The sequence below is a fragment of the Paucilactobacillus oligofermentans DSM 15707 = LMG 22743 genome, assembly GCF_001434315.1.
GTDB lineage: Bacteria > Bacillota > Bacilli > Lactobacillales > Lactobacillaceae > Paucilactobacillus > Paucilactobacillus oligofermentans.
Window position 1 is genome coordinate 103,570 of the sequence record NZ_AZFE01000031.1, and the last position, 23,723, is coordinate 127,292.

Genomic DNA, 23,723 nt, shown 5'->3' on the forward strand with positions numbered 1-23,723 from the left:
ACGTTTAAGGTCATGGACGCAAGTTAAATTTGAAATTGGTATATATCAATTAAGCTAGATAATATCACGTTTTGAAGCTTTAACTAGTATTTGGACTGGTTTAATCTGTTGCGTCAAAAAAAGTTTAATCCAATATTGTCATCTGGATTAAACCTTTTTAATAAATTTAACTTATTCTACTTTAAATCCTTGCCGCTTAATCATCTTAAAAATGTTATCACGTTTAGGATTCCCATGACCCGCAAAGCGAGCAATCATATCACTAAATTTTTCCTGACGCGGTGAACCAGTGCGAGTATTGTAATATTCAAACACTCGTTGATCATAAGCTACCATTTGTTCGTCATAATCGGCTGCAGCTTGATATTTATCAGTCATTTTAATCAGTGGTTGCCGTAATCGTGGCTTAAGTTCTGGCACTTCTAGAGCTTCGCCAATAACAACCCCCATCACTGGAAAAGTGTATTGAGGTAATTCAAGCGCCGCAATCATCTCTTCCGTGTTATCTAAAAATGAAGTCATCATCAACGACCCCAGGCCTTCGCTTTCAGCTGCCAAGGCAAAAGTTTGCGCTGCCAAAGTAGCATCATAAAAGCCTGCTAAAAAGCGATCAAAGTTAGTTAAGTATTTAATACTCTCACCAGCTTTTAGCGCTAAATCAACATTGCGCTTTTGATCAGCAATAAAAACCACTAGCTCTTCACCAGCGTTAAAATCATGATTCCCTAATTGAGTCATTTTAGCCAACTGGTTGCGATCTTTAATTCTAATTACTGAGTATGATTGCATAAATTGCGAATTAGCGGTGTGTTGCGACAATGCCAATAAATTATCAACACGTTCATCATCAATTGGTTGTTCTTTAAAATCACGGATTGACCGATGATTTAAAATCAAGGATTCAGTTTCATTGTTTGTTATCATTTCTCTCACTCCATTTTAAAATAGCTATTTTATGTAAAAATCGTAATAAGTATAGCACAAGATTTTAACGATAGAAAAAAACTCACTAGTTAAAGTGAGCTTTGAAAGTTGAAGGCGATTAATTCACAAGGTTTACTTATGAATTTATATTGTCCACATAACTTATTTCCCAATATCAAGCTAAAACGGAATATATCTGTTGTTCAAATGGTCCCTCAAAAGATGTTTGTTTCTATATGCCTTAATAATAGGGCATTTCCGCCGATTTGTAAATCAATTATCGATAAAAAGTGTAAATAAATATCTTTTTTTTAATAAATTAATTATAAAATAGAAAAATCTTAATATTTAGTTTAACATATTTTTGTGAATAACTTAAAAATACTGTCATTTTGGACTTATCATTACCGACACATAATGGTCAACATCACTGGCAATATGATAAGGTTCTTCAACACCTGCTCCCCAGCTATCAATGCCTCCAACTCCTCTTACTGCTCCCAAAATAGAAAGTACTGTGCGTCGTGGTACTGGTAACTCTTCGCAATGAGTCGCGTTTTCCAATTCTTCTGCTGTATAGGGTAAGCAACTAAAAGCAAACTTATCACTATTTTTTTCAACATATAAGCTAAATTCTTGTTTATCGTGATCGGCATTATTCAACGTTTGCTTTCGAGTAATCATTAAATCGCTAGTTTCCATATGCACCCCACAGTCCTGTGGAACCAAGTAAGAAGTTACTGGCATTCCATTAACCCGATAATGACCAGTAGTTGCCCCAACCATTCGATCTGGATAGGTTTCACCTGATAAGCCAGTATATTCAAATGCTACTGCTGGCGTTGGTATCACCAATTTTATCCCAAAGGCTGGTAATTCAGGTAATCCTGGCTGACCATGGTACTCTGATGAAAGTAATAATCGACCACTGCTATCAACTTGGTAGGTAATATCTACTTTGGTTTGTGGTACTGTATTGGTTAAATAAGTGAAACAAATTTTCACCGTTTTTGCCATTTCATGATTAGAATACTGATTATTAATTGGCGCAATGGGTAGCTCAATCATTTTCCCATCAATCTCGATTGCAATCTCATCGCATACACTAAACTGATCTGCCCCAAGCCACATTGCAGATTTTTCAGAAAAGTGATTACCACGATCATTATCAGTCGTAGCTCGCCAAAGTAATGGTTTAGGTACTCGATAAAGCCACTCTTTGCCATCAATTAATAATGATTCCAACCCACCCCGTTCATAACTAAAAAGATATTTAGCATGATCACTCAAAACACCTAGCGTTGCATCTCCATAAATAACTTGAAGTTGATTACTTGTATTTTCCATAAAAATATTTAACCTCCTGTGATGCTGGTTTTAACTGACGATCCGCAAACAGTAAGCCATCCCCAGAAAATTCATAATCAGAGTGACGATCATCAAAATCACCACCATATCTCAACACCTTTTTCCCAGTTACTTCGTCAGAAACTAATAAGGCCTGATCAACGAAATCCCAAATAAAGCCACCTTGATAACTGTCATATTTATTAATTAAATCATCATAACTCTTCATTCCACCAACCGAATTGCCCATACTATGCATGTATTCACAATTTAAATATGGTTTATCTGGATTAGATTCTAAATATTCAGCAATCTCTGCCGGATATGCATACATCCGACTTTCAACATCTGATACCTGATCGCGATATTTGGGATCCCGGAAGACACCTTCATAATGAGTCAATCGGTATGGATCCATTGTTTTATAATATTGGTTCATTTTAGCAATATTTTCACCCGCAAATGACTCATTGCCTAATGACCAAAATATGATTGAGGGATGATTTTTTAATAGTTCATAATTATTTTTAGCACGTGCTAGAACTGCTTCTTGCCATTCTTTCACCGAACCAGGAACATTATATGACGGTTCAACTGATCCCATTTTTTGCCAAGAGCCATGTGTTTCCAAATTATTTTCAGCCATCACATAAGTCCCATGTTCATCACACAAGTAATACCATAAATCCTGATCTGGATAGTGACAAGTTCTGACGGCATTAATATTTAATTCATCAAACGTTTTTAAATCATCACGCATGTCGGCTTCATTAATACAACGACCGGTTTCGCAATTCCACTCGTGTCGATTAACACCTGAAATAATTAACCGTTGACCATTTAATAAAATAACATTGTTTTTAATTTCAATTTTTCGAAATCCGAAACGATATGGAACTACTTCAATAAGATCCCCATTTTCATCAATAACTTCAGCTTGAAAGTTATATAACGTTGGCTGTTGGTTACTCCATAACTGAACATTATCAATCTGCAAATGATCAATATTAATTAGTTTCTCTGAAGCTACGGTACATTCTAATAATTTAATTTTTGAACTATCAAAAACCGTAATTCGAACCTTAGTTTTTTCTAACTGGTCACCAGCTAGTTTAAGTTTAACTGCTAAGTTTCCTTGTTTAAAATCATCCGTAACCGTGGGCACTAAACTAAGGTCAGCTACGTGTGTGTTAGGCTCTGCAAGTAATGTGACATCCCTAAAAATGCCAAAGAACCTAAAGAAGTCCTGATCCTCAAGATATGATGCGCTACTATACTTGAAAACTTCAACCGCAACTACATTTCCAGTTCCATGAACCCATTTCGTAATATCAAATTCAGATGGCGTAAAGCTATCCTCTGCATAGCCGATGAAGTGCCCATTTATCCACACATACATGGCAGTTTGAACCCCATCAAACCGTAATTTAATTCGTTTGCCTTGTAGACTATCATCAAGATCAAATTGTTTTCGATACTGACCCACACAATTTAGCTCGCTGGTTGAAAATAAACTCGAACTATTTTTTTCATATGAATCAGTTCCAACTGGGCGGCGATACTCTTTCCCCTCCCATGGATACAGCGTATTAATATACTTAATTTGTTCATACCCTGCTAGTTCAATATGTTGTGGTACTTGAATCGTGTCCATTTTATCTGCATCAAACTGTAATGAAAAAAAATCTTTTAATCTGACTTGTGGCGTTTGAGCAAAATTAAATAACCAGTTTCCATTTAAATTTTGGGTAAAACTACTTTTTTGTTCAATTTCATCAATCGTTTTATAGTATTGATGATCACTATGGGCTGGTTCATTACCAATACTAAATACCGCTGGATCATCCAACCAATCTATTAAAGGATTCATATTATTCTCCTTATCAATTTATTTAATAACAATCACATCAAACATTCCGTTAAAGCGCTTTCAAAAATTATGAATGCTATCAGCAAAAAAATCATAATATGACATACAATTCGTAATATCATATATGCTTCAGCATAAATCTTTTAAACCACCTTTGTCTAGTTACTTTTTGGTTTATATTAATTGTAACCAATTTTCATGCTATACTCACAAAAGATACCTCATTTCAGCTAAGTTAAGGAGTAGATTACTATGCGAAAATTAAATTGGTTTTCTGGTGGAACCGAACGCAGCGACCAAGCGGAAACTATTATCCATGATTTATTAAACCAGCTACCATCAGAATTAAGGACAGCTCCACTACAAAAAGTGTTAACAAGTTATCTTAAAGAATTAGAGCGCAAGGATACTTCTGTCCCACTAATTTTAAGCCGTATGAATTTAGATATTGCCAAAACCATCAGGAACAATAAGATAAATTTAACAGAATTTCAATCTCAAAAATTAAAAGAATTAACTAACTTATCCAGTATTAGATATGGTTATTAAACACAAATTGATAACCAAAAAGGGTTCAGCTTAAGCTGAACCCTTTTTAATAACAATTTGTATACGTCTGATAATGATTAATGTAAATTCAAATCTGTTTTATCAGTATCATATGCTAATGCTTCGTCAATAGCATCTTTAATCGTGTTCATTTTTGTTTTTTCAAAGAATGGTGCATCGACTGCATATTCAGAACCTGCTGATACAATAACTAGTACTGTTTTAATTCCAGCACAAAATACTGCAATTCCTATTACCATCAGAATAAGTGCAATCAAAAAATTGGCTTTCATCACAAAAAAACCAATAATAAGTATAACTAGTCCGAAAAACATTGCTTTTACATCATAACTTGATGATAAGTTTGCTTCCTGTAAGTTTTTCAAAGGAAAAGTTCGATTCTTTTGACCAGCTGGTATTACACCTAAGATTGTATTTTTTGTTTCTACTTTGACAAATCGTGAGTCAACTTTAATTGATCCCTTAACCCAAAAAAAGATTGTTGATAATGCGAAAATAACTTTCTGTGTTTGTCCTGCTATGGTACTCGTAATATCTGTTTTATCCATGATTAAATCTCCCCTATATTATATATATCCATTATTGTCGTACCACATAACTCCATTAATACCAGTTACCTAAACTTCCATAAACATCCTCCCATTAAGATTTAATGCCATTTGGTATATGACCGTAAACCCTTGTTGAATAATCTCGTGATTCTTAATTTATACTCACCTTTTCATTATAATAATCGCATTGGCCACAATACGGCCAAGAAGTAATAGTTCCATAATTTATTTAGTTTTTTTAATATCTTTAAAAATTACCTAAATTTATTTGCTATAAAAACAATGAATTAATTAGTGAACACAAAAAAACACCTCGCAATATAATTGCGAAGTGTTTGTAAACGTTGATATAAAGGATATTAACGTTTTGAGAATTGTGATGCTTTACGAGCTTTCTTAAGACCTGGCTTCTTACGTTCTTTCATACGAGGGTCACGAGTTAAGAGACCAGCACGCTTCAAAGGACCGCGGAAATCAGGATCAACTGTAAGCAATGCACGAGCGATACCGTGACGAGTTGCACCAGCTTGACCTGAGAAACCACCACCATTAACGTTAACTAAAACGTCATAGTTTCCGTTTGTTTCAGTTGCGTTGAATGGTTGTAAAACAACTTCACGCAAGTTTGCAAATGGAATGTAGTCCTCGATTGCTTTATCATTCATGATAATTTTTCCTGAGCCGGGTACTAAACGTACACGAGCAACAGAGTTTTTACGACGGCCTGTGCCGCTATATTGTACTTGAGCCAATGTTATGTCCTCCTTAAATTAAGTTTGTAATGTCTAGAACTTCAGGTTTTTGTGCTTCATGTTTGTGATTTGCATCAGCGTAGACATGTAGCTTCATTCCCATTGCACGACCAAGCGTGTTATGTGGAAGCATACCTTTAACAGACAATTCAATTAATTTTTCAGGAGCGTTGGCGCGCAAGTTACCTGCAGATTGTGCCTTTAATCCACCAGGATAATTTGAATGACGATAATACATCTTATCGTTAGCCTTGTTACCTGTTAATTTAATGTTTGATGCGTTGATGACGATAACGTTGTCACCAGTATCCACGTTAGGTGTGAATGTTGGTTTGTTTTTACCGCGTAAAATTGATGCAACTACTGTTGACAAACGTCCCATTGGTACGTCTGTGGCGTCAACAATATACCATTTGCGTTCAATCTCGCCTGGCTTTGCTAAATATGTCGTTCTCAATGTAATTTCCTCCATTGTCTTGTTTTCTTCGAGTTAGATTAAGTTTCCGGGGCTTATTCGGTTTCAAAGAAATACCATGTATAAGTGTACTAAACATTTGAGTTTCAGTCAATGCTTTTTGTTAACTATCATCGATATCTGTCATTCAAATTCTTACCTTAAAAAAGCTACGAATCATAGTCTACATTAACTAAATATAGTCCACTTGCGGGTGCAGTCCCACGAGCTAAGTCCCGATTCTTCGCAAGGATCACCTTTTCAACCGCATCCACAGTTCGTTGTCCGCTCCCTACTTCTAGTAAAAAAGCGGTCATAATTCGAACTTGATTATATAAAAATCCATTACCAGTAAATTCCATAATGATTTCTTGATTAATTACATCTGCTTCAACTTTAACCGCATAAATCGTGCGAACATTACTTTTAGTTCCACTCCCAGAAGCTACAAAACTTGTAAAATCGTGTTCACCTACTAATGATTTAGCCGCTTCCTGCATGTTCGCTATATCCAAGCTATATTTACAATGTCCCGTATAGTTACGTTTAAATGGATCGACAAACTCACCTAAACTAACCCGATACCGATACGTTTTAAAATGGGCATTAAATCGTGCATGAAAATTTTCATCTACCATTTCAACTTCATTCACTAAAATATCTAGTGGCAAAATACTATTTAATGCTTTGCGCAATGACTCATTTGGAATTTGATAAGGTAAATCAAAATGTGCGACCTGTCCTAATGCATGCACCCCAGAGTCAGTTCTACCTGACCCGTATACTGCTATCGGTGGTGTTGGCTTTTTGGCAATCTTATTCACCGCATTGGTCAGTGCTAATTCAACTGTTCGTTGTTTTGGTTGTACCTGAAAACCGGCAAAATTAGTGCCATCATATGCAAATGTAATTTTATATCGATATGTCATTTATTCTTCTCACAATATTTTTAATAAAAATAATCCAGCTGTCACTGCGACCATACACATACATGCCAGTGTATCAGCATGTCGCCATTTCAAAATTCGAAACTTACTCCGATTATCACCGCCACGATAGCCACGTGATTCCATTGCTGTGGCTAAATCTTCGGCTCGATTAAAGGCACTTATAAATAACGGAATCAAAATCGGAACAATTGATTTCACCCGCTTTAATAGACTACCCGAACTAAAATTAACCCCACGAGCTCGTTGTGCATTCATAATCTTTTGTGTTTCATCCATTAGCGTTGGAATAAAACGTAAAGCGATTGATAGCATCAAGGCAATTTCATACACTGGCACCTTAATTTTTAAGAGTGGCTTCATCAAAGACTCCACTGCATCTGCAATTAATAATGGCGTTGTCGTTAAGGTCAACACAGTCGACATACAAATAATTAAGAAAAATCTTAAAAAGACGTATATACCATTGATTAGTCCCCCTGATGTAATAGAGAAAATGCCCCAATGCCAATAAGTCGTTCCACCCGCACTAAAAATAATCTGTAGCAACACCGTCAAGATAATAATGAAAATTAGCGGTCTAATCCCTTCCCAAAAGAACTTTAATGGTACTTTAGTGAGAATGATCGTTCCAAGCGTTGCAGCCCCTAAAAACGCATAAGATTGCCAATTAGTTGCAAAGAACACCAACACAATAAAATAAAGGCTCAAAATTAGCTTCGAACGAGGGTCGAGTCGATGAATGATTGAATCAATCGGCACGTAGCGACCGAAAATAACTTTAGTAAACATTATTTTTCTCCCTTTAAGTTTGGCAATAATTTTGCACTTAATTCCTCGACTGTTAATGGGAATTCATCAAAATGATAACCTTTATTGATTAATTTTTGAGCGATTCTCGTTGTTACAGGCACAGTTAAATAATTGTCGTTTAGCCATTGTTGATCCGCAAATATTTCTCGTGATCCACCTGACTTAACAATCTTGCCATGATTAAGTACATAAACTTGGTCCGCATACTTCGCAACATCTTCCATGTTATGAGTGACTAAAATAATGGTAATTCCATGTTCGACATTCAACTCTTTAAATAAAGTCATAATTTGTTCTTGTCCTGCCGCATCAAGTCCTGCAGTTGGTTCATCCAGAATTAAAATGTCTGGTTCTAAAGCTAACACCCCAGCAATCGCAACCCGCCGCATTTGTCCACCAGAAAGATCAAATGGTGATTTCTCAGCAAAATCATCCGATAGACCAACTAATTTCATCGCCCTTGATGCAATCTCATTTGCTTCAGTATCTGACTTACCAAAATTCTTTGGGCCAAACGCAATATCTTTAATAACGGTTTCTTCAAATAATTGACTCTCCGGAAACTGAAAAACGATTCCCACATTTTTACGTAGTTGATCCAATTCTTTACCTGAGCTATCAGGGGTAACGTGCTTATCTACAACCGTCACTTCGCCAGTTGTTGGTTTAATTAAGCCATCAATTAATTGGATTAACGTCGACTTACCACTCCCAGTATGCCCAATAACCGCCGTGTACGTTCCTTGTTCAACTGCAAAATTAATTTCTTGCAATGCAATCGATTCGAATGGAGTATCTGGTTGATACTTATAATCAACATTTGTTATTTCAATTTGTCCCACAACCATTCCACCATCCGATCTTCATTCATATATTCTTGTGGCATTTTCACACCATCTTGAATTAATTCTTGTTTTAATCGCTCCGAATACGGTAATTCCAAACCATTTGCTTTAATAATATCGGGTTGTGAAAATAACTTTTCTGGGACATCATCAACCACTAAATGACCCTTGTTCATCAATAACACCCGTTCAGCCATTGCCGTTTCAGCTAAATCATGTGTAATCATAATAATCGTTAATGAAAACTTTTGTTTCATTTTAACTAAGATATCTAAGACTTCTTTGCGACCTTGAGGGTCTAACATACTAGTGGCTTCATCTAAAATTAAAATTTTAGGTTGTAATGCCAGTGCTCCAGCCAATGCAACGCGTTGCTTTTGACCACCAGATAATGATGAAGGCTCTCGAGTTGCAAACTCACTCATGCCAACGACTGTTAATGCATTCTTAACTCGTTCAATCATTTCGGGTCGTGGCACGCCTCGGTTTTCCAAACCAAAGGCGACATCATCTTGTACCGTTGCCCCAACAAACTGATTATCTGGATTTTGAAACACAAATCCAATCTGATCACGAATATCCCAAACCGTATCATCTGTTAACTCAATCCCGTTAATGACAACAGTTCCCTGATAGTCATCGACTAAGCCATCCATGATACGCGCAATTGTGCTCTTACCACTTCCATTATGACCCACGAGTGCAATCCACTCATTATCTTGGATTGTTACGGAGACATCCTCTAAGGCGGGAATTTCATTGCCGGGATATAAATATGTAATGTTTTTTACTTCAATCATTATTAATAATCCTTCACGTATAATCTAATAGCTATCTTACCAGAAAAATGGAAATAAAAAAATCACTTACGACCGAGACGCGCGAATAAATTCGCATTCAAGCTAGACTAGGATTACTCCACCATCATAACGCTCTATATCATCGATCATAGTGATTCTTTATTACAGCTATTTAATTGTTGTTAGATTAGTCAACGAATTCTAAAACAACCATCTGTGCGGCATCACCGCGACGAGGCATTGTCTTATACATACGTGTGTATCCACCATTGCGATCAGCAAACTTAGGTGCGATCTCTTCAAATAAGTTTTGAAGTGCAGATTGTACACGGATATTATCGTCTTCTTCTTTAACATCAGCAACAACATTACGAACGAATGCTGCAGCTTGACGACGTGCGTGTAAGTCTCCACGCTTACCTAACGTAATCATTTGTTCAGCAGTACGACGAACTTCCTTAGCGCGAGCTTCGGTAGTTTCGATACGACCGTTAACAATTAAATTAGTAGTTAAATCGCGTAATAAAGCTTTACGTTGAGAACTAGTACGTTGTAGTTTACGGTAACTCATGTAAATTTCCCTCCCTTTTCGAGTGAATATTAATCTTCTTTACGAAGTGATAATCCCAAATCAGTTAATTTAACCTTAACTTCTTCTAACGACTTGCGTCCTAAATTACGAACCTTCATCATATCAGCTTCAGAACGGTCAGTTAATTCTTGGACAGAATTAATTCCAGCACGCTTGAGACAGTTATAAGAACGAACTGATAAATCAAGTTCTTCGATAGTCATTTCTAACATCTTTTCTTTATGTGTCTCTTCTTTTTCTACCATGAATTCAGCATTCTTGGCAGTTTCAGTTAGATCAACAAACATAGCTAAATGTTCTGTCAAAATCTTAGCGGCCAAACTAATAGCTTCGCTTGGTGTAATTGATCCATCAGACCATACATCAAGTGTCAACTTGTCGTAATCATTACGCTGACCAACACGAGCATCTTCAACGTTGTAGTTTACTCGTTCGATTGGGGTATAAATGGAATCAATAGGCAATACACCGATTGGTAGATCTTCCATTCGAGACTTGTTATCGTCTGCTGAAACATAGCCACGACCAGTATTAGCAGTCATTTGCATATGCAATTCAACACCATCAGCGACAGTAGCTAACTGTAAATCAGGGTTCAAAATCGTAACATCGCCATCGGCTTGGATGTCACCTGCAGTAACAACTGCTGGGCCTTTAACATCGATTTCCAAGGTCTTGTCATCTTCTGAATCTATCTTCAATGCAATTTTCTTGATGTTCAAAATGATTTGAGTAACATCTTCAGTCACACCTTCAACACTTGAAAATTCATGTAAAACACCATCGATTTGAATACTTGTGATAGATGAACCGGGAAGTGATGCAAGTAGGATTCGACGAAGCGAGTTTCCTAAAGTTGTACCGTATCCGCGTTCCAATGGTTCGATAACAAACTTACCATAGCCATCATTTTCTTCAATAATATGAATGTTTGGTTTTTCGAATTCAATCATCCTAGTCATTTACCCCTTTCAAAACGTGGTTCGTTATTAAATAGTACATGTACAATTAGTGAAGTGTTTATCACCAAAATGCATTAAATTAAACACGACGACGCTTTGGAGGACGAGAACCATTATGGGGAACAGGAGTAACATCACGAATGGCGCTAACCTCTAACCCAGTTGATTGAAGTGCACGAATTGCGGCTTCACGACCTGAACCAGGTCCTTTAACAGCAACTTCAACAGTCTTCATACCATGTTCCATCGATGCTTTACCAGCAGCTTCTGCAGCCATTTGAGCAGCAAAAGGAGTTGATTTACGACTACCCTTGAAACCTAAAGAACCAGCTGAAGACCAAGCAACGGCGTTTCCTTGCGTATCAGTAATCATAACTAATGTATTGTTAAATGTTGAATGGATGTGAGCCACACCAGATTCAATATTCTTTTTTACTCGACGCTTACGCGTACCTTTTTTTGTAGCCAAGATATCTTACCTCCTTACTTACGATTTATTACTTCTTCTTACCGGCAATACTTACTGCCTTACCCTTACGAGTACGGGCATTATTCTTTGTGTGTTGTCCACGAACGGGCAATCCACGACGATGACGCATACCACGATAAGAACCGATTTCTTGAAGTGACTTGATGTTAAGTGAAACTTCACGACGAAGATCCCCTTCAACCTTTAATGCATCAACTTCAACACGAATCTTGTCTTCTTGGTCTGGAGTCAATTCACGTACACGAACATCTTCTGAAACGCCAGCGTTTGCTAAGATTTTTTGTGCAGTAGTATCACCAATTCCAAAAATGTATGTTAAACCGATAACGATACGCTTATCACGTGGTAAATCAATACCTGCAAAACGAGCCATTAAAATACACCTCCGTTTCTAAATTAAAAAATTATTTTCCTTGTCGTTGTTTGTGCTTAGGATTTGCAGAGCAAATTACCATAACACGGCCATTACGTTTGATCACTTTACAGTGTTCGCACATTGGCTTAACTGATGGTCGTACTTTCATTTGAATGACCTCCTAGAAAGTTTAAATATAAAAATACACTAATCTATTTAAAGCGGAATGTAATACGACCCTTTGAGAGATCATATGGAGACATTTCAACTTGAACACGATCACCGGGTAAAATTTTGATATAATGCATCCGAATTTTACCAGAAACGTGTGCCAATATTTCATGTCCGTTTTCTAGTTCAACTTTAAACATAGCGTTAGGTAAAGTTTCCGTAACCTTACCTTCAATTTCAATAACGTCGTCTTTTGCCAAGAAATAGTTCCTCCTTGCTGTAAAGTAAATATCACCACAAAATAGTGGACCAAGTCCACTATCATTTTTACGCATAAACCTTGAATAGTTTACCACACGATAAAGTGCAACGCAAGAATGACAGTTTTACTAGATGTTAGTTAATACTTTTTGAACAGCTTGATAGACAACCTCAATATCTTGTTCGCCATTAATTGTATGAAGAATCCCTTTATCATTGTAGAAATCTACAAGTGGGGTATTCATCTCAATGTTAACTGACAGACGGTTTTTAACAGTTTCAGGTTTGTCATCTTCGCGTTGGTAAAAATCATGAGAACCACAAACATCACAAGTACCTTCAACCTTAGGCATATTGTACAAACGATGATATGCAGTTCCACAATTTTTACACAAGAAGCGACCAGACAAACGGTCAACTAAGACTTCCGGATTAACGTCAATATTTAGAACAGCGTCTAATTGACGATCCGATTCAGCTAACATTGCATCCAAAGCATTGGCTTGAACCAAGTTACGTGGAAAACCATCAAGCATGAATCCGTCCTTAGTATCATCTTCAGCCAATCGTTCATTAACAATACCGTTAGTTACTTCATCAGGAACTAATTCACCATTGTCAATGAAACCTTTAGCCTTCAATCCCATAGGGGTTTCATTTTTTATAGCGGCACGGAAAATGTCGCCAGTTGAAATATGTGGAATATCAAACTCTTTAATAATCTTATCTGCCTGGGTGCCTTTACCGGCACCAGGGAGTCCCATTAAAATGAGATTCATTGTACTCATTCTCAAATCCTCCTAGCAAGCTAAATAATTAATCATGGATAAATCCAATATATTCTCGTTTCATCATCAAACCGTTAAGTTGTTTGATAACATCAAGTGCAATTTGAACAACAATCAAAAGACTTGTTCCACCTAAACCAATTGATTGGCTTAGGTTCCAAACGTTACTAGCAACGAGTGGAATTAAGGAAACAAAACCTAAGAATAATGCTCCCATTGTACTTAAACGCATCAATAATGATGAGATATAATCCTGGGTACCTTTACCAGGCCAAACCCCAGGAATATAACTACCTTGTTTTTGCAAACTCTCTGACAATTTTTCAGGATTAACCTGAACAAATGCATAGAAGAAAGTAAAGACAACGATTAACAAGATATACAACGAACTACCAGCTGTGGTTTGCATACTAAAGATGTTAGTCATAACTTGGTACCAACCATCGCCACTATGATTTTGTTGAAAGGCCATTAAAATTGTCTGCGGTGTCGAGATAAATGATCCAGCAAAAATAACTGGAATAACCCCGGCCACATTAATTTTAAGTGGCAAATAACTACTTTCAGGAGCAACGGTTGTCCGTCGTGTATATTGGATTGGTAGTCGGCGTTCTGCCTGTTGAACCCAAGTGACAAATGTGACAACAATCAAGATTGCTACAGCGACTAATACAACAAATCCAATTCCAATCCATAAGTCGGTCCCAGATGCACCGGCAATTTGATCATCCCACAATTGTTTGATGGCTGTTGGCATTTGCGCAATAATCCCAGCGAAGATTAGCATGGAAACTCCATTACCAAGTCCTCGTTCTGTGATCATATCACCCATCCATGTGGCAAGCATAGTTCCGGCTGTTAAAATCAAGCCAATTGTTAAGTATGTCTGTGTACTTGGATTTTCAACCAATTTAAGAGTACTGAGGGAATTAAATCCGGCCGTAATCCCGATTGATTGAACAAATCCAAGAACAATCGTCAACCAACGTGTTGCTTGATTTAGTTTTCTTCGTCCAACCTCACCTTGTTTGCTCCACTCAACAAATTTCGGAACAATATCCATTTGTAAAAGTTGAACCACAATTTGAGCTGTGATATAAGGCGAAACCCCCATTGCGAACAATGAGTAGTTTTGCAATCCACCACCACTAAACGTGTTCAAGATTGAAGCAAGTCCAGTTGATGAAATTTCTTGTAGTGCAGCAGCATTAACACCGGGAACAGTGATAAATGAGCCAAGTCGATACACAATCAGTACAAACAAAGTAAATAAAATCTTTCCTCGAATTTCTTTTACTTTGAATGAATTCTTGATAGTTGCAAACATTAGATCACCTCAGTTTTACCACCTGCGGCTTCAATTGCAGCAACAGCTGAAGCAGAGAACTTGCTTGCTTTAACTGTAAGCTTTTTAGACAATTGACCGTTTCCTAGAATTTTGATGCCATTTCGTTCTTTACTTACAACGCCTGCTTCAATCAATAATGCTGGTGTAATTTCTGCACCATCATCAAATTGGTCAAGCATTGTTAAGTTAACAAGTGCATATTCCTTGCGGTTAATGTTAGTAAATCCACGTTTTGGAATACGACGGTAAAGAGGCATTTGGCCCCCTTCAAATCCGACACGAGTCTTTCCACGAGCCTTTTGACCTTTTTGGCCACGGCCCGAAGTCTTACCGTTACCAGATGATGTTCCGCGTCCAAGACGATTACGAACGCCACGTGAACCTTCAGTAGGTTTTAATTCATGTAACTTCATTACTATAGGCACCTCCTTTGTTTAATAGTTATTACTTAACTTCTTCAATAGAAATCAAGTGCGCAATTTTGAAAATAGCGCCACGAGTTGCTTCGTTATCAGGTTTGATAACTGAGCTATTTACGCGTCCCAACCCTAGTGACTTAACGATTGCTCGTTGAGCGGGAAGACGATGTGTGGCACTACGTACTAAAGTAATTTTTACTTGAGCCATTATAATGTCCTCCTATTTCGCTAAGTGTTCGAGTGAAACACCACGTAATGCTGAAACTTCTTCAGCATTCTTGAGACCTTTAAGTCCTTCGAATGTTGCACGAATAACATTAACTGGTGTATTTGAACCAAGACGTTTTGAAGTAACGTCAGCGATACCTGCAAGTTCCATCACGGAACGAACGGCACCACCAGCAGCAACTCCAGAACCTTCAACGGCTGGCTTCAATAAGATACGTCCACCACCGTAAACACCAAGAATTTCGTGTGGCAATGTTGTACCGACAATCGGAACTTTAATCAAGTTCTTTTTAGCGGCTTCAATAGCCTTACGAATTGCTTCAGGAACTTCTTGAGCTTTACCAGTACCAAAGCCAACAATTCCATGTTTGTCTCCAACTACTACAAGAGCAGAGAAACGAAGACGACGACCACCTTTAACAACCTTTGTAATACGGTTGATTGCAACTACATTATCTTCAAGATCTAATTTTGCGGGATCAATGAATTCCATTACGGGTCTTCCTCCTTCTTTTAGAATTTAAGTCCGTTTTCACGCGCAGATTCAGCCAAGGCTTGAACACGGCCGTGATATAAATATCCACCACGATCGAAAACTACGTCAGAAATTTTCTTTTCAGTACCGCGTTTGGCAATTAAAGCACCAACAGAAGCGGCTTGTTCAGACTTAGTGTTACCACTAACTTCTTTATCGATTGTTGAGGCACTTGCTAGCGTCACACCCGCTACGTCATCAATTAATTGAGCGTAGATGTTTTTATTAGAACGATATACATTTAAGCGTGGGCGCTCAGCAGTACCAGAAATTTTTCCACGAACGCGCATATGGCGACGTTGGCGGGTTTGATTCTTGTCTGGTTTAGAAATCACAACAATTTACCTCTTTATTTTAATTTTTCTAGATAAGACTACTTACCAGTCTTACCTTCCTTACGACGAACAACTTCATCTTCGTAACGAATACCCTTACCTTTATATGGTTCAGGTGAACGAATTGCACGTACTTCAGCAGCGAAGTCTCCAACGGCTTGCTTATCAATACCTGCGATTTTAATTGTAGTGTTGTCAGGAACTTCAAGTGACAATCCTTCAGGTGTATCAAAATCAACTGGATGTGAGTAACCCACAGCCAATGTTAACTTTTTACCTTGTAATTGTGCACGGTAACCAACACCGACTAACTTCAATGTTTTTGAGAAACCATTAACAACACCTTCAACCATGTTATTCACATTGGCACGTGTAGTACCATGAATAGCACGAGTCTTGTTATTATCATCTGGACGAGTGAACTTAACTTCGTTTCCTTCAACAGTCATAGGAATGATTGATGAAACAGCACGACTTAATTCTCCCTTAGGTCCTTTAACACTAACGATATCACCGTCGCGTTTAACTTCAACACCGGCTGGTAATTCAATAGCTTTATAACCAATACGACTCATTTGTGCACCTCCTTACTTAATAGACTTTTTTACCAAATATAAGCGATAACTTCTCCACCAATTTTCTTGGCGCGAGCTTCTTTATCTGTAACAACACCTTCTGATGTTGAGATGATTGCAATTCCCAGTCCGTTAAGAACCTTAGGAACAGAATCTGATTTAACGTATGAACGTAAACCTGGTTTAGAGATACGTTTCAATCCAGTGATAACGCGTTCGTTATTCTTACCATACTTCAAGAATACACGGATAATGCCTTGCTTATCATCTTCGATATATTCAACATCGCGAATGAAACCTTCGTTTTTCAAGATTTCAGCAATGTCTTTTTTAATTTTAGATGCAGGAACTTCAAGTGATTCGTGATGTACCATGTTGGCATTACGAATACGAGTTAAGAAATCTGCAATAGGATCTGTCATTGACATCGAAGTTTATCCTCCTTCTGTTTGTGTTTTATTTTTACCAGCTGGCCTTTTTCATACCAGGAATTTGACCCTTATGGGCAAGATCACGTAAGCAAATTCGGCATAAATGGAATTTTTGATAAACAGAATGTGGACGACCACAACGTTCACAACGTGTGTAAGCTTGTGTTGAATACTTAGCTGGACGCTTGTTCTTAGCAATTTGAGATTTTTTTGCCAATGTGTGGAACCTCCTTATTTATTTAGCAAATGGCATACCTAGTTGTGCCAAAAGTTCACGTGATTCTTCATCAGATTGAGCAGTTGTTACAATAACAATATCCAATCCACGAACACGATTAACATTATCAAAGTTGATTTCTGGGAAAATTAATTGTTCACGTACTCCAAGTGTGTAGTTACCACGGCCGTCAAATGCTTTGTTGCTGACACCACGGAAATCACGAACACGAGGAAGTGAAACATTAACAAGTTTGTCAAGAAAGTCATACATGCGTTCGCCACGTAATGTGACTTTAGCACCAATTGACATTCCTTCACGAAGACGGAATCCGGCGATTGATTTCTTAGCTTTTGTAATCAAAGGTTTTTGTCCTGAGATTAAACCTAATTCTTCAACAGCTTCATCCAAATTCTTTGCATTAGTAGTCGCATCACCAACACCCATGTTAAGAACGATTTTTTCGATCTTAGGTGCTTGCATTACTGAACTGTAGTTGAATTTTTCAATTAATGAAGGTGTAATTTCATTAACATATTTTTCCTTCAAACGGTTTACCATGAAAAGTAGGTCCTCCTTTCTTTAAAAATTAATCGATAGCTTGACCAGATTTTTTAGAAACTCGTACTTTCTTGCCGTCAATAACTGAATGGCCTACGCGAGTAGGTTCGTTAGTTGATGGGTCGATAAGCATCACATTTGATGCGTTAATAGGAGCTTCCATGTCGATCATTCCACCTTGTGGATATGCGTTACTTGGTTTTTGATGTTTCTTAATCATATTAATGCCTTCGACGATTACGCGGTTATTTTTAACAAAGAGTTGTTTTACTGTTCCTTCTTTGCCTTTATCTTTACCTGCAATGACGCGGACTTTATCACCAGTTTTTACAAACATTGTGATGTGCACCTCCTTATTAATTAGATGAGTTTTACAACACTTCAGGAGCCAATGAAACGATCTTCATGAAGTCATCATCACGTAGTTCACGTGCGATTGGTCCAAAGATACGTGTTCCTTGGGGACTCTTGTCATCTTTAATAAGTACGGCTGCATTTTCATCAAATTTGATGTATGAACCGTCGTTACGACGAAGACCAGCTTTTGTACGAACGACAACAGCTTTAACAACGTCTCCCTTTTTGACAACGCCACCTGGTGTTGCTTGTTTTACAGTAGCAACGATAATGTCACCAATGTTACCTGTTTTGACACGTGAGCCACCTAAAATTTTGATTACCAAAATTTCACGGGCACCTGAGTTATCGGCAACTTTCAACCGACTTTCTTGTTGAATCACGGTTAGTGTCCTCCTTCCATCTTCATATCAGAATACGAATTTCAGTGATGATTTAGATAATAACTGCTTTTTCGATAATCGATAAGAGACGGAAACGCTTTTTAGCGGACAAAGGTCGTGTTTCCATAATCTTAACAATATCACCGGTAGTGGCGTCATTATTTTCATCATGCGCATATAATTTCTTTGAATACTTCACACGCTTACCGTAAACAGGATCACTTTTATATGTTTCGATAACAACAGTAATTGTCTTATCCATTTTATCTGAAACAACGCGACCTTGATATGTTTTACGAGCATTACGTTCTTCACTCATGCGTTAGTCCTCCTTTTCGTATTCTATTTGTTCAATTCTTGTTGACGAATAACTGTTTTAATTCGAGCAATATCTTTACGAACTTGCTTGAGACTTGCAGTGTTTTCCAATTGGCCTGTGGCAAGTTGAAAACGCAAGTTAAACAATTGATCTTTCAATTCTTTTTCTTTTGCAAGCATTTCATCAGTGGTTAATCCGTTAAGTTCTTGGACAAAATTCTTAGTCTTCATTTGTTTCGCCACCTACTTCCTCACGTTTTATGATCTTAACGCGTACTGGCAATTTGTGGCCTGCCAAACGTAATGCTTCGCGAGCGACTTCTTCAGAAACGCCACCAACTTCAAACATTACAGTACTACGTTTAACTGGAGCTACCCAACCTTCAGGAGCACCCTTACCATTACCCATACGAACACCTACACCCTTAGCAGTGTAAGACTTGTGAGGGAAAATTTTAATCCAAACTCTCCCACCACGTTTCATGTAACGTGTCATAGCGATACGTGAGGCTTCGATTTGACGGTTTGAAATCCAATGAGATTCCAAAGCAACTAAACCATAATCACCGAAAGTAACAGTCTTGCCACCTTTGGCTTCACCACGCATATGTCCACGATGTTCACGACGATGCTTAACTCGTTTTGGTACTAGCATGTTTATTTCCCTCCTTGCTCTGCAGCGCTTTTATGAACGCCTTTCTTTTCAGGGAGAATTTCCCCACGGTAAATCCAAGTTTTAACACCTAATTTACCGTATGTTGTCATTGCTTCGTCCCATGAATAATCAATATCAGCACGCAATGTGTGTAAAGGAACAGTTCCTTCTGAATATGATTCAACACGTGACATATCAGCACCGTTCAAACGACCGGCAACTTGGGTTTTAATACCCTTTGCACCAGAACGCATTGTACGTTGCATTGCTCCACGCATAGCGCGACGGAAAGCAACACGTGCTTCTAATTGACGAGCAATACTTTCACCGACAAGGTGAGCATCTAAATCAGGCTTTTTGATTTCAATAATGTTGATATGAACTCTCTTACCTGTAAGACTGTTTAATTCTTTACGAAGTGCTTCAACTTCTGCACCGCCCTTACCAATAACCATTCCTGGCTTGGCTGTATGAATTGAAACGTTAACGCGATTTGCTGCACGTTCAATTTCAACGGTTGAAACAGAGGCTTCTGCAAGTCGTTTAGTGATATATTTGCGGATTTTTAAATCTTCATTTAAATATGTGGCGAATTCTTTTTCAGCATACCATTTGGCTTGCCAATCGTGAATGACACCAACACGGAAACCCGTTGGATTAATCTTTTGACCCACTAGCTGTTCCTCCTATTTTTCTGATACAACCACTGTAATGTGACTTGTACGCTTATTAATTGGTGAAGCTGAACCCTTTGCACGAGGACGGAAACGCTTAAGCGTAGGTCCTTCGTTTGCAAATGTTTCGCTAACAACCAATGATTCGCGATCTAAATCAAAGTTATTTTCAGCGTTTGCAACAGCAGATTTTAAAACTTTTTCAATATCTGAAGCGGCACCACGAGGAGTGAACTTCAAAATTGCAAATGCTTCAGCGACGTTCTTACCACGAATAGTATCAAGTACTAAACTAGCTTTACGTGCTGAAACGCGAACAGTACGTGCAACAGCTTTTGCTGATGTAATTTGTTCTGCCATATTAATTCACCCTCCTTTATTTTTTAACCGTCTTCTTATCGTCTGTACCATGTCCACGGTAAGTACGTGTAGGTACAAATTCGCCAAGCTTGTGTCCAACCATATCTTCTTGAACATAAACTGGTACGTGCTTGCGACCATCATATACAGCGAATGTTAACCCAATAAAACTTGGGAAAATTGTTGAACGACGAGACCATGTCTTGATGACCGTTTTCTTTTCAGAATCAGCTTGAGCTTCAACTTTTTTCAAAAGATGAGCATCAGCAAAAGGTCCCTTTTTTAAACTACGACCCATTGTTTGTATCCTCCTCTCGGACGTTTAGTTATCAATAACTTATTAACGAGTATGTGGACCACGTTTACGACCACGAACAATGAACTTGCTTGAACGTGCTTTATGTGAACGAGTCTTCTTACCAGCAGTTTTCTTACCCCATGGTGATAGAGGTGATGGACGACCAACTGGAGCTTTACCTTCACCACCACCATGCGGATGATCGTTAGGGTTCATTACTGATCCACGAACATGAGGACGTTGACCAGAATAGCGCTTGCGACCGGCCTTACCAATGTTAATCAATTCATGTTGTTCATTACCAACAGAACCGATAGTAGCACGACAAGTTGAAAGAACCATACGAACTTCAGCTGAAGCAAGACGTACAAGGACGTACTTACCTTCTTTACCAAGTAATTGAGCTGAGGCCCCTGCTGAACGAGCAAGTTGACCACCCTTACCTGGTTTTAATTCGATGTTGTGTACAACTGTACCAACAGGAATGTTTGATAATGGTAATGAGTTACCAACTTTGATATCAGCATCAGGTCCAGATTGAACTTGCATGCCAACTTCTAATCCCTTAGGAGCAACGATGTATGACTTGATACCATCAGCATATACTAACAATGCAATATTTGCTGTACGGTTTGGATCATATTCGATTGCCTTAACGGTTGCTGGAACATCATCTTTGATACGTTTGAAGTCAATAATACGATATTGACGTTTTGTACCACCACCACGATGACGAACAGTAATTTTACCATAACTGTTACGACCAGCGTTGTGACTTAATGGTGCCAATAATGATTTTTCTGGTGTTGTCTTTGTAATTTCTTCAAAGTCAGAACCAGTCATATTACGACGACCATTAGTGGTTGGTTTGTATTTACGAATTCCCACTATTTTTTCCTCCTATCTTAATTATTAATTATTCTTCGTTGAATAATTTAATTTCTTTAGAATCGGCAGATAAAGTAACAATAGCCTTACGACGCTTCTTAGTATAACCGGCGTAACGACCTTGGCGCTTTAATTTACCGCGAACATTCATGATGTTAACTTGCACAACTTTAACTTCGAAGATTTCTTCAATAGCTTTTTTAACTTGTGTCTTGGTAGCTCGTACATCAACATCGAATGTGTAGCGCTTGTCATCCATTGTTGCCATTGATGCTTCGGTAATCACTGGACGTAAAATAATTTCGCGTGCTTCCATTATGCGAGTACCTCCTCTACTTGAGAAAGAGCTGCTTGAGTAATTACTAACTTAGTGTTATTAACTACATTTAAAATGTTGACACCAGATGCACTAACTACTGTAACGTTTGGTAAGTTACGTGCAGATAATTCAACATTTTCACTGCTTTCATCAAGTACTAATAAAGTTTTTTCAGAAACTTTTAAGTTGTTTAGAACAGCTGCAAAGTCTTTTGTCTTAGGAGCGTCTAGCTTAAGTGAATCAACGACTACTAGGCCGTTATCAATAACTTTCTGTGAAAGTACTGACTTCATAGCTAATTGGCGAACCTTTTGAGGTAACTTGTAGCTGTATGAACGTGGTGTAGGTCCGAAGACGATACCACCGCCACGCCATTGTGGTGAACGGATTGACCCTTGACGAGCACGACCAGTTCCCTTTTGACGCCATGGCTTTCTACCACCACCACGGACAGCACTACGGTTTTTAACCGCATGTGTACCTTGGCGCAATGAAGCACGTTGGCGTAGAATTGCGTCGAAAACGACACTTTCATTTGGTTCGATACCGAAAACATCAGCATTCAAATCAACTGAACCGTTTTCTTTACCATCTTGTTTATATAATGCAACACTTGTTGTCATTATCTAGTTCCTCCTTCCTTAAGCTTTATTTGCTTGCTTGCTAAGATTTTTCTTAGTGAAAGCTTTGATTGAGTTTGTAATTGTAACGTATGATTTGTTAGCACCAGGGACATTTCCCTTGATTAACAATACGTTGTTGTCTGTATCGGCACGAACGATCTTAAGGTTTTGTACTGTAACAGTATTTCCACCCATGCGACCAGGTAATGCCTTACCCTTGAACACTCGGTTAATAACAGCACCAAGTGAACCAGGACGACGATGATAACGAGAACCATGAGACATAGGTCCACGACGTTGTCCGTCTTTATGGATGTTACCTTGGAAACCATGTCCCTTTGTTGTTCCAGTTACGTCAACGGCTTCACCAGCTTCAAAAAGTGAAGCATTGATTTCGCCACCAACTGTGATATCCTCTCCTAATTCAGCGTCTCGTATTTCACTAATGAAGCGCTTAGGAGTAGTTTTTGCTTTTGCTACATGACCTTGTTCGGGTTTGTTGCTTAGAAATTCGCGCTTATCGTCGAATCCTAATTGAACGGCCTTATAACCATCATTTTCAACTGTTTTAAGTTGTAAAACAACGTTAGGTGTTACGTCCACAACAGTAACAGGCACTAGTTCACCAGATTCAGTAAATACTTGTGTCATACCGACTTTTTTACCTAAGATTCCTTTGGTCATGAGTACACCTCCAATATTTTGTA

The 23,723-nt window shown here is 38.1% G+C and carries 39 protein-coding genes; 1 reads left to right on the forward strand and 38 read right to left on the reverse strand.

Going from position 1 to position 23,723, the window contains the following annotated elements; genetic code table 11:
• Positions 1-171: 171 nt before the first annotated feature.
• The 3 genes from FC70_RS04110 to FC70_RS04120 all read right to left on the reverse strand — a co-directional run bounded on the left by FC70_RS04110 (position 172) and on the right by FC70_RS04120 (position 4,141).
• Positions 172-924, reverse strand: coding sequence for a nitroreductase family protein (locus tag FC70_RS04110; RefSeq protein ID WP_057889740.1), 753 nt, complete (start codon positions 922-924; stop codon positions 172-174).
• A gap of 387 nt (positions 925-1,311) precedes the next feature.
• Positions 1,312-2,271 carry a beta-galactosidase small subunit gene (locus FC70_RS04115; protein WP_057889741.1) on the reverse strand — a complete coding sequence of 320 codons (960 nt, stop codon included), beginning with the start codon at positions 2,269-2,271 and terminating at the stop codon, positions 1,312-1,314.
• Entirely contained in the window at positions 2,255-4,141 is a 1,887-nt protein-coding gene (locus FC70_RS04120) for a glycoside hydrolase family 2 TIM barrel-domain containing protein (protein WP_057889742.1), read from the reverse strand. Before FC70_RS04120 ends, FC70_RS04115 begins: the two co-directional genes overlap by 17 nt.
• Positions 4,142-4,393: 252 nt before the next feature.
• Between FC70_RS04120 and FC70_RS04125 the strand changes: the two genes are divergently transcribed.
• The gene (locus FC70_RS04125) at positions 4,394-4,690 is read left to right on the forward strand and encodes a bacteriocin immunity protein (protein ID WP_057889743.1); all 297 of its coding nucleotides are present in this window, start codon (positions 4,394-4,396) and stop codon (positions 4,688-4,690) included.
• 77 nt (positions 4,691-4,767) lie between these two features.
• Here the strand turns inward: FC70_RS04125 and FC70_RS04130 are convergent, their stop codons facing one another.
• The 35 genes from FC70_RS04130 to rplC all read right to left on the reverse strand — a co-directional run bounded on the left by FC70_RS04130 (position 4,768) and on the right by rplC (position 23,700).
• Positions 4,768-5,259, reverse strand: coding sequence for a hypothetical protein (locus FC70_RS04130; protein ID WP_057889744.1), 492 nt, complete (start codon positions 5,257-5,259; stop codon positions 4,768-4,770).
• A gap of 362 nt (positions 5,260-5,621) precedes the next feature.
• On the reverse strand, positions 5,622-6,014 hold the full coding sequence (gene rpsI / locus FC70_RS04135) for a 30S ribosomal protein S9 (protein ID WP_057889745.1): 393 nt from the start codon (positions 6,012-6,014) through the stop codon (positions 5,622-5,624).
• 13 nt (positions 6,015-6,027) lie between these two features.
• On the reverse strand, positions 6,028-6,471 hold the full coding sequence (gene rplM / locus FC70_RS04140) for a 50S ribosomal protein L13 (RefSeq protein WP_057889746.1): 444 nt from the start codon (positions 6,469-6,471) through the stop codon (positions 6,028-6,030).
• Positions 6,472-6,638: 167 nt separating this feature from the next.
• Entirely contained in the window at positions 6,639-7,397 is a 759-nt protein-coding gene (gene truA / locus FC70_RS04145) for a tRNA pseudouridine(38-40) synthase TruA (RefSeq protein ID WP_057889747.1), read from the reverse strand.
• A gap of 9 nt (positions 7,398-7,406) precedes the next feature.
• Positions 7,407-8,207: an energy-coupling factor transporter transmembrane component T family protein gene (locus tag FC70_RS04150; RefSeq protein WP_057889748.1), complete on the reverse strand. Its 801-nt coding sequence runs from the start codon at positions 8,205-8,207 to the stop codon at positions 7,407-7,409.
• Entirely contained in the window at positions 8,207-9,076 is an 870-nt protein-coding gene (locus tag FC70_RS04155) for an energy-coupling factor transporter ATPase (RefSeq protein ID WP_057889749.1), read from the reverse strand. Before FC70_RS04155 ends, FC70_RS04150 begins: the two co-directional genes overlap by 1 nt.
• Positions 9,052-9,873, reverse strand: coding sequence for an energy-coupling factor ABC transporter ATP-binding protein (locus tag FC70_RS04160; RefSeq protein ID WP_057889750.1), 822 nt, complete (start codon positions 9,871-9,873; stop codon positions 9,052-9,054). Before FC70_RS04160 ends, FC70_RS04155 begins: the two co-directional genes overlap by 25 nt.
• A gap of 187 nt (positions 9,874-10,060) precedes the next feature.
• Complete coding sequence (gene rplQ, locus FC70_RS04165; RefSeq protein WP_057889751.1) at positions 10,061-10,444, reverse strand: 50S ribosomal protein L17; 384 nt, start codon at positions 10,442-10,444, stop codon at positions 10,061-10,063.
• A 29-nt stretch (positions 10,445-10,473) separates the two neighbouring features.
• Positions 10,474-11,418, reverse strand: a complete 945-nt coding sequence (locus FC70_RS04170; RefSeq protein ID WP_057889752.1) for a DNA-directed RNA polymerase subunit alpha — start codon at positions 11,416-11,418, stop codon at positions 10,474-10,476.
• 88 nt (positions 11,419-11,506) lie between these two features.
• Entirely contained in the window at positions 11,507-11,896 is a 390-nt protein-coding gene (gene rpsK / locus FC70_RS04175) for a 30S ribosomal protein S11 (protein WP_057889753.1), read from the reverse strand.
• Positions 11,897-11,924: 28 nt separating this feature from the next.
• Entirely contained in the window at positions 11,925-12,290 is a 366-nt protein-coding gene (gene rpsM / locus FC70_RS04180) for a 30S ribosomal protein S13 (RefSeq protein ID WP_057889754.1), read from the reverse strand.
• Between the two features lie 31 nt (positions 12,291-12,321).
• Complete coding sequence (gene rpmJ / locus FC70_RS04185) at positions 12,322-12,441, reverse strand: 50S ribosomal protein L36 (RefSeq protein WP_010621648.1); 120 nt, start codon at positions 12,439-12,441, stop codon at positions 12,322-12,324.
• Between the two features lie 43 nt (positions 12,442-12,484).
• Complete coding sequence (gene infA, locus FC70_RS04190) at positions 12,485-12,703, reverse strand: translation initiation factor IF-1 (RefSeq protein WP_041092824.1); 219 nt, start codon at positions 12,701-12,703, stop codon at positions 12,485-12,487.
• Positions 12,704-12,832: 129 nt separating this feature from the next.
• Positions 12,833-13,483 (reverse strand): adenylate kinase, encoded by a 651-nt coding sequence (locus tag FC70_RS04195; protein WP_172457068.1) that lies wholly within the window; start codon positions 13,481-13,483, stop codon positions 12,833-12,835.
• 37 nt (positions 13,484-13,520) lie between these two features.
• Complete coding sequence (gene secY, locus FC70_RS04200) at positions 13,521-14,819, reverse strand: preprotein translocase subunit SecY (protein ID WP_057889756.1); 1,299 nt, start codon at positions 14,817-14,819, stop codon at positions 13,521-13,523.
• Positions 14,819-15,253, reverse strand: a complete 435-nt coding sequence (gene rplO, locus FC70_RS04205; protein WP_057889757.1) for a 50S ribosomal protein L15 — start codon at positions 15,251-15,253, stop codon at positions 14,819-14,821. The genes secY and rplO overlap by 1 nt, the downstream gene beginning before the upstream one ends.
• Before the next feature lie 31 nt (positions 15,254-15,284).
• Positions 15,285-15,467: a 50S ribosomal protein L30 gene (gene rpmD / locus FC70_RS04210; RefSeq protein WP_057889758.1), complete on the reverse strand. Its 183-nt coding sequence runs from the start codon at positions 15,465-15,467 to the stop codon at positions 15,285-15,287.
• A gap of 12 nt (positions 15,468-15,479) precedes the next feature.
• Complete coding sequence (gene rpsE, locus FC70_RS04215; protein ID WP_057889759.1) at positions 15,480-15,980, reverse strand: 30S ribosomal protein S5; 501 nt, start codon at positions 15,978-15,980, stop codon at positions 15,480-15,482.
• Between the two features lie 20 nt (positions 15,981-16,000).
• A complete protein-coding gene (gene rplR / locus FC70_RS04220; RefSeq protein WP_083478637.1) occupies positions 16,001-16,357 on the reverse strand; it encodes a 50S ribosomal protein L18 in 357 nt (118 codons plus the stop codon).
• A gap of 38 nt (positions 16,358-16,395) precedes the next feature.
• Entirely contained in the window at positions 16,396-16,932 is a 537-nt protein-coding gene (gene rplF, locus FC70_RS04225) for a 50S ribosomal protein L6 (RefSeq protein WP_057889760.1), read from the reverse strand.
• A 29-nt stretch (positions 16,933-16,961) separates the two neighbouring features.
• On the reverse strand, positions 16,962-17,360 hold the full coding sequence (rpsH, locus tag FC70_RS04230) for a 30S ribosomal protein S8 (RefSeq protein WP_057889761.1): 399 nt from the start codon (positions 17,358-17,360) through the stop codon (positions 16,962-16,964).
• Positions 17,361-17,394: 34 nt separating this feature from the next.
• On the reverse strand, positions 17,395-17,580 hold the full coding sequence (locus FC70_RS04235) for a type Z 30S ribosomal protein S14 (protein ID WP_057889762.1): 186 nt from the start codon (positions 17,578-17,580) through the stop codon (positions 17,395-17,397).
• Between the two features lie 18 nt (positions 17,581-17,598).
• Positions 17,599-18,141 (reverse strand): 50S ribosomal protein L5, encoded by a 543-nt coding sequence (rplE, locus tag FC70_RS04240; RefSeq protein WP_057889763.1) that lies wholly within the window; start codon positions 18,139-18,141, stop codon positions 17,599-17,601.
• Positions 18,142-18,169: 28 nt separating this feature from the next.
• The gene (rplX, locus tag FC70_RS04245) at positions 18,170-18,478 is read right to left on the reverse strand and encodes a 50S ribosomal protein L24 (RefSeq protein WP_057889764.1); all 309 of its coding nucleotides are present in this window, start codon (positions 18,476-18,478) and stop codon (positions 18,170-18,172) included.
• A 34-nt stretch (positions 18,479-18,512) separates the two neighbouring features.
• Entirely contained in the window at positions 18,513-18,881 is a 369-nt protein-coding gene (gene rplN / locus FC70_RS04250) for a 50S ribosomal protein L14 (protein ID WP_057778631.1), read from the reverse strand.
• A gap of 52 nt (positions 18,882-18,933) precedes the next feature.
• The gene (gene rpsQ / locus FC70_RS04255) at positions 18,934-19,200 is read right to left on the reverse strand and encodes a 30S ribosomal protein S17 (protein WP_057889765.1); all 267 of its coding nucleotides are present in this window, start codon (positions 19,198-19,200) and stop codon (positions 18,934-18,936) included.
• A 23-nt stretch (positions 19,201-19,223) separates the two neighbouring features.
• Complete coding sequence (gene rpmC, locus FC70_RS04260; protein ID WP_057889766.1) at positions 19,224-19,430, reverse strand: 50S ribosomal protein L29; 207 nt, start codon at positions 19,428-19,430, stop codon at positions 19,224-19,226.
• Complete coding sequence (rplP, locus tag FC70_RS04265) at positions 19,420-19,854, reverse strand: 50S ribosomal protein L16 (RefSeq protein WP_057889767.1); 435 nt, start codon at positions 19,852-19,854, stop codon at positions 19,420-19,422. Before rplP ends, rpmC begins: the two co-directional genes overlap by 11 nt.
• A gap of 2 nt (positions 19,855-19,856) precedes the next feature.
• On the reverse strand, positions 19,857-20,528 hold the full coding sequence (gene rpsC, locus FC70_RS04270; RefSeq protein WP_057889768.1) for a 30S ribosomal protein S3: 672 nt from the start codon (positions 20,526-20,528) through the stop codon (positions 19,857-19,859).
• A gap of 12 nt (positions 20,529-20,540) precedes the next feature.
• A complete protein-coding gene (rplV, locus tag FC70_RS04275) occupies positions 20,541-20,888 on the reverse strand; it encodes a 50S ribosomal protein L22 (protein ID WP_057889769.1) in 348 nt (115 codons plus the stop codon).
• 16 nt (positions 20,889-20,904) lie between these two features.
• Complete coding sequence (rpsS, locus tag FC70_RS04280; RefSeq protein WP_057889770.1) at positions 20,905-21,186, reverse strand: 30S ribosomal protein S19; 282 nt, start codon at positions 21,184-21,186, stop codon at positions 20,905-20,907.
• Between the two features lie 42 nt (positions 21,187-21,228).
• A complete protein-coding gene (gene rplB / locus FC70_RS04285) occupies positions 21,229-22,074 on the reverse strand; it encodes a 50S ribosomal protein L2 (protein WP_057889771.1) in 846 nt (281 codons plus the stop codon).
• 28 nt (positions 22,075-22,102) lie between these two features.
• On the reverse strand, positions 22,103-22,390 hold the full coding sequence (gene rplW, locus FC70_RS04290; protein WP_057889772.1) for a 50S ribosomal protein L23: 288 nt from the start codon (positions 22,388-22,390) through the stop codon (positions 22,103-22,105).
• A complete protein-coding gene (gene rplD, locus FC70_RS04295) occupies positions 22,390-23,016 on the reverse strand; it encodes a 50S ribosomal protein L4 (protein WP_057889773.1) in 627 nt (208 codons plus the stop codon). Before rplD ends, rplW begins: the two co-directional genes overlap by 1 nt.
• Before the next feature lie 18 nt (positions 23,017-23,034).
• Positions 23,035-23,700 (reverse strand): 50S ribosomal protein L3, encoded by a 666-nt coding sequence (gene rplC / locus FC70_RS04300; protein ID WP_057889774.1) that lies wholly within the window; start codon positions 23,698-23,700, stop codon positions 23,035-23,037.
• Positions 23,701-23,723: the final 23 nt, after the last annotated feature.

Excerpts from the sequence above, each read along its gene's own strand:
- FC70_RS04110 (WP_057889740.1), bottom strand. The coding sequence starts at position 924 with ATGATAACAAACAATGAAACTGAATCCTTGATTTTAAATCATCGGTCA.
- FC70_RS04115 (WP_057889741.1), bottom strand. The coding sequence starts at position 2,271 with ATGGAAAATACAAGTAATCAACTTCAAGTTATTTATGGAGATGCAACG.
- FC70_RS04120 (WP_057889742.1), bottom strand. The coding sequence starts at position 4,141 with ATGAATCCTTTAATAGATTGGTTGGATGATCCAGCGGTATTTAGTATT.
- FC70_RS04125 (WP_057889743.1), top strand. The coding sequence starts at position 4,394 with ATGCGAAAATTAAATTGGTTTTCTGGTGGAACCGAACGCAGCGACCAA.
- FC70_RS04130 (WP_057889744.1), bottom strand. The coding sequence starts at position 5,259 with ATGGATAAAACAGATATTACGAGTACCATAGCAGGACAAACACAGAAA.
- truA (WP_057889747.1), bottom strand. The coding sequence starts at position 7,397 with ATGACATATCGATATAAAATTACATTTGCATATGATGGCACTAATTTT.
- FC70_RS04150 (WP_057889748.1), bottom strand. The coding sequence starts at position 8,207 with ATGTTTACTAAAGTTATTTTCGGTCGCTACGTGCCGATTGATTCAATC.
- FC70_RS04155 (WP_057889749.1), bottom strand. The coding sequence starts at position 9,076 with ATGGTTGTGGGACAAATTGAAATAACAAATGTTGATTATAAGTATCAA.
- FC70_RS04160 (WP_057889750.1), bottom strand. The coding sequence starts at position 9,873 with ATGATTGAAGTAAAAAACATTACATATTTATATCCCGGCAATGAAATT.
- rplQ (WP_057889751.1), bottom strand. The coding sequence starts at position 10,444 with ATGAGTTACCGTAAACTACAACGTACTAGTTCTCAACGTAAAGCTTTA.
- FC70_RS04170 (WP_057889752.1), bottom strand. The coding sequence starts at position 11,418 with ATGATTGAATTCGAAAAACCAAACATTCATATTATTGAAGAAAATGAT.
- rpsM (WP_057889754.1), bottom strand. The coding sequence starts at position 12,290 with ATGGCTCGTTTTGCAGGTATTGATTTACCACGTGATAAGCGTATCGTT.
- rpmJ (WP_010621648.1), bottom strand. The coding sequence starts at position 12,441 with ATGAAAGTACGACCATCAGTTAAGCCAATGTGCGAACACTGTAAAGTG.
- FC70_RS04195 (WP_172457068.1), bottom strand. The coding sequence starts at position 13,483 with ATGAATCTCATTTTAATGGGACTCCCTGGTGCCGGTAAAGGCACCCAG.
- secY (WP_057889756.1), bottom strand. The coding sequence starts at position 14,819 with ATGTTTGCAACTATCAAGAATTCATTCAAAGTAAAAGAAATTCGAGGA.
- rplO (WP_057889757.1), bottom strand. The coding sequence starts at position 15,253 with ATGAAGTTACATGAATTAAAACCTACTGAAGGTTCACGTGGCGTTCGT.
- rpmD (WP_057889758.1), bottom strand. The coding sequence starts at position 15,467 with ATGGCTCAAGTAAAAATTACTTTAGTACGTAGTGCCACACATCGTCTT.
- rpsE (WP_057889759.1), bottom strand. The coding sequence starts at position 15,980 with ATGGAATTCATTGATCCCGCAAAATTAGATCTTGAAGATAATGTAGTT.
- rplF (WP_057889760.1), bottom strand. The coding sequence starts at position 16,932 with ATGAGTCGTATTGGTTATAAAGCTATTGAATTACCAGCCGGTGTTGAA.
- rpsH (WP_057889761.1), bottom strand. The coding sequence starts at position 17,360 with ATGTCAATGACAGATCCTATTGCAGATTTCTTAACTCGTATTCGTAAT.
- rplE (WP_057889763.1), bottom strand. The coding sequence starts at position 18,141 with ATGGTAAACCGTTTGAAGGAAAAATATGTTAATGAAATTACACCTTCA.
- rplX (WP_057889764.1), bottom strand. The coding sequence starts at position 18,478 with ATGTTTGTAAAAACTGGTGATAAAGTCCGCGTCATTGCAGGTAAAGAT.
- rpsQ (WP_057889765.1), bottom strand. The coding sequence starts at position 19,200 with ATGAGTGAAGAACGTAATGCTCGTAAAACATATCAAGGTCGCGTTGTT.
- rpmC (WP_057889766.1), bottom strand. The coding sequence starts at position 19,430 with ATGAAGACTAAGAATTTTGTCCAAGAACTTAACGGATTAACCACTGAT.
- rplP (WP_057889767.1), bottom strand. The coding sequence starts at position 19,854 with ATGCTAGTACCAAAACGAGTTAAGCATCGTCGTGAACATCGTGGACAT.
- rplV (WP_057889769.1), bottom strand. The coding sequence starts at position 20,888 with ATGGCAGAACAAATTACATCAGCAAAAGCTGTTGCACGTACTGTTCGC.
- rpsS (WP_057889770.1), bottom strand. The coding sequence starts at position 21,186 with ATGGGTCGTAGTTTAAAAAAGGGACCTTTTGCTGATGCTCATCTTTTG.
- rplW (WP_057889772.1), bottom strand. The coding sequence starts at position 22,390 with ATGGAAGCACGCGAAATTATTTTACGTCCAGTGATTACCGAAGCATCA.
- rplD (WP_057889773.1), bottom strand. The coding sequence starts at position 23,016 with ATGACAACAAGTGTTGCATTATATAAACAAGATGGTAAAGAAAACGGT.
- rplC (WP_057889774.1), bottom strand. The coding sequence starts at position 23,700 with ATGACCAAAGGAATCTTAGGTAAAAAAGTCGGTATGACACAAGTATTT.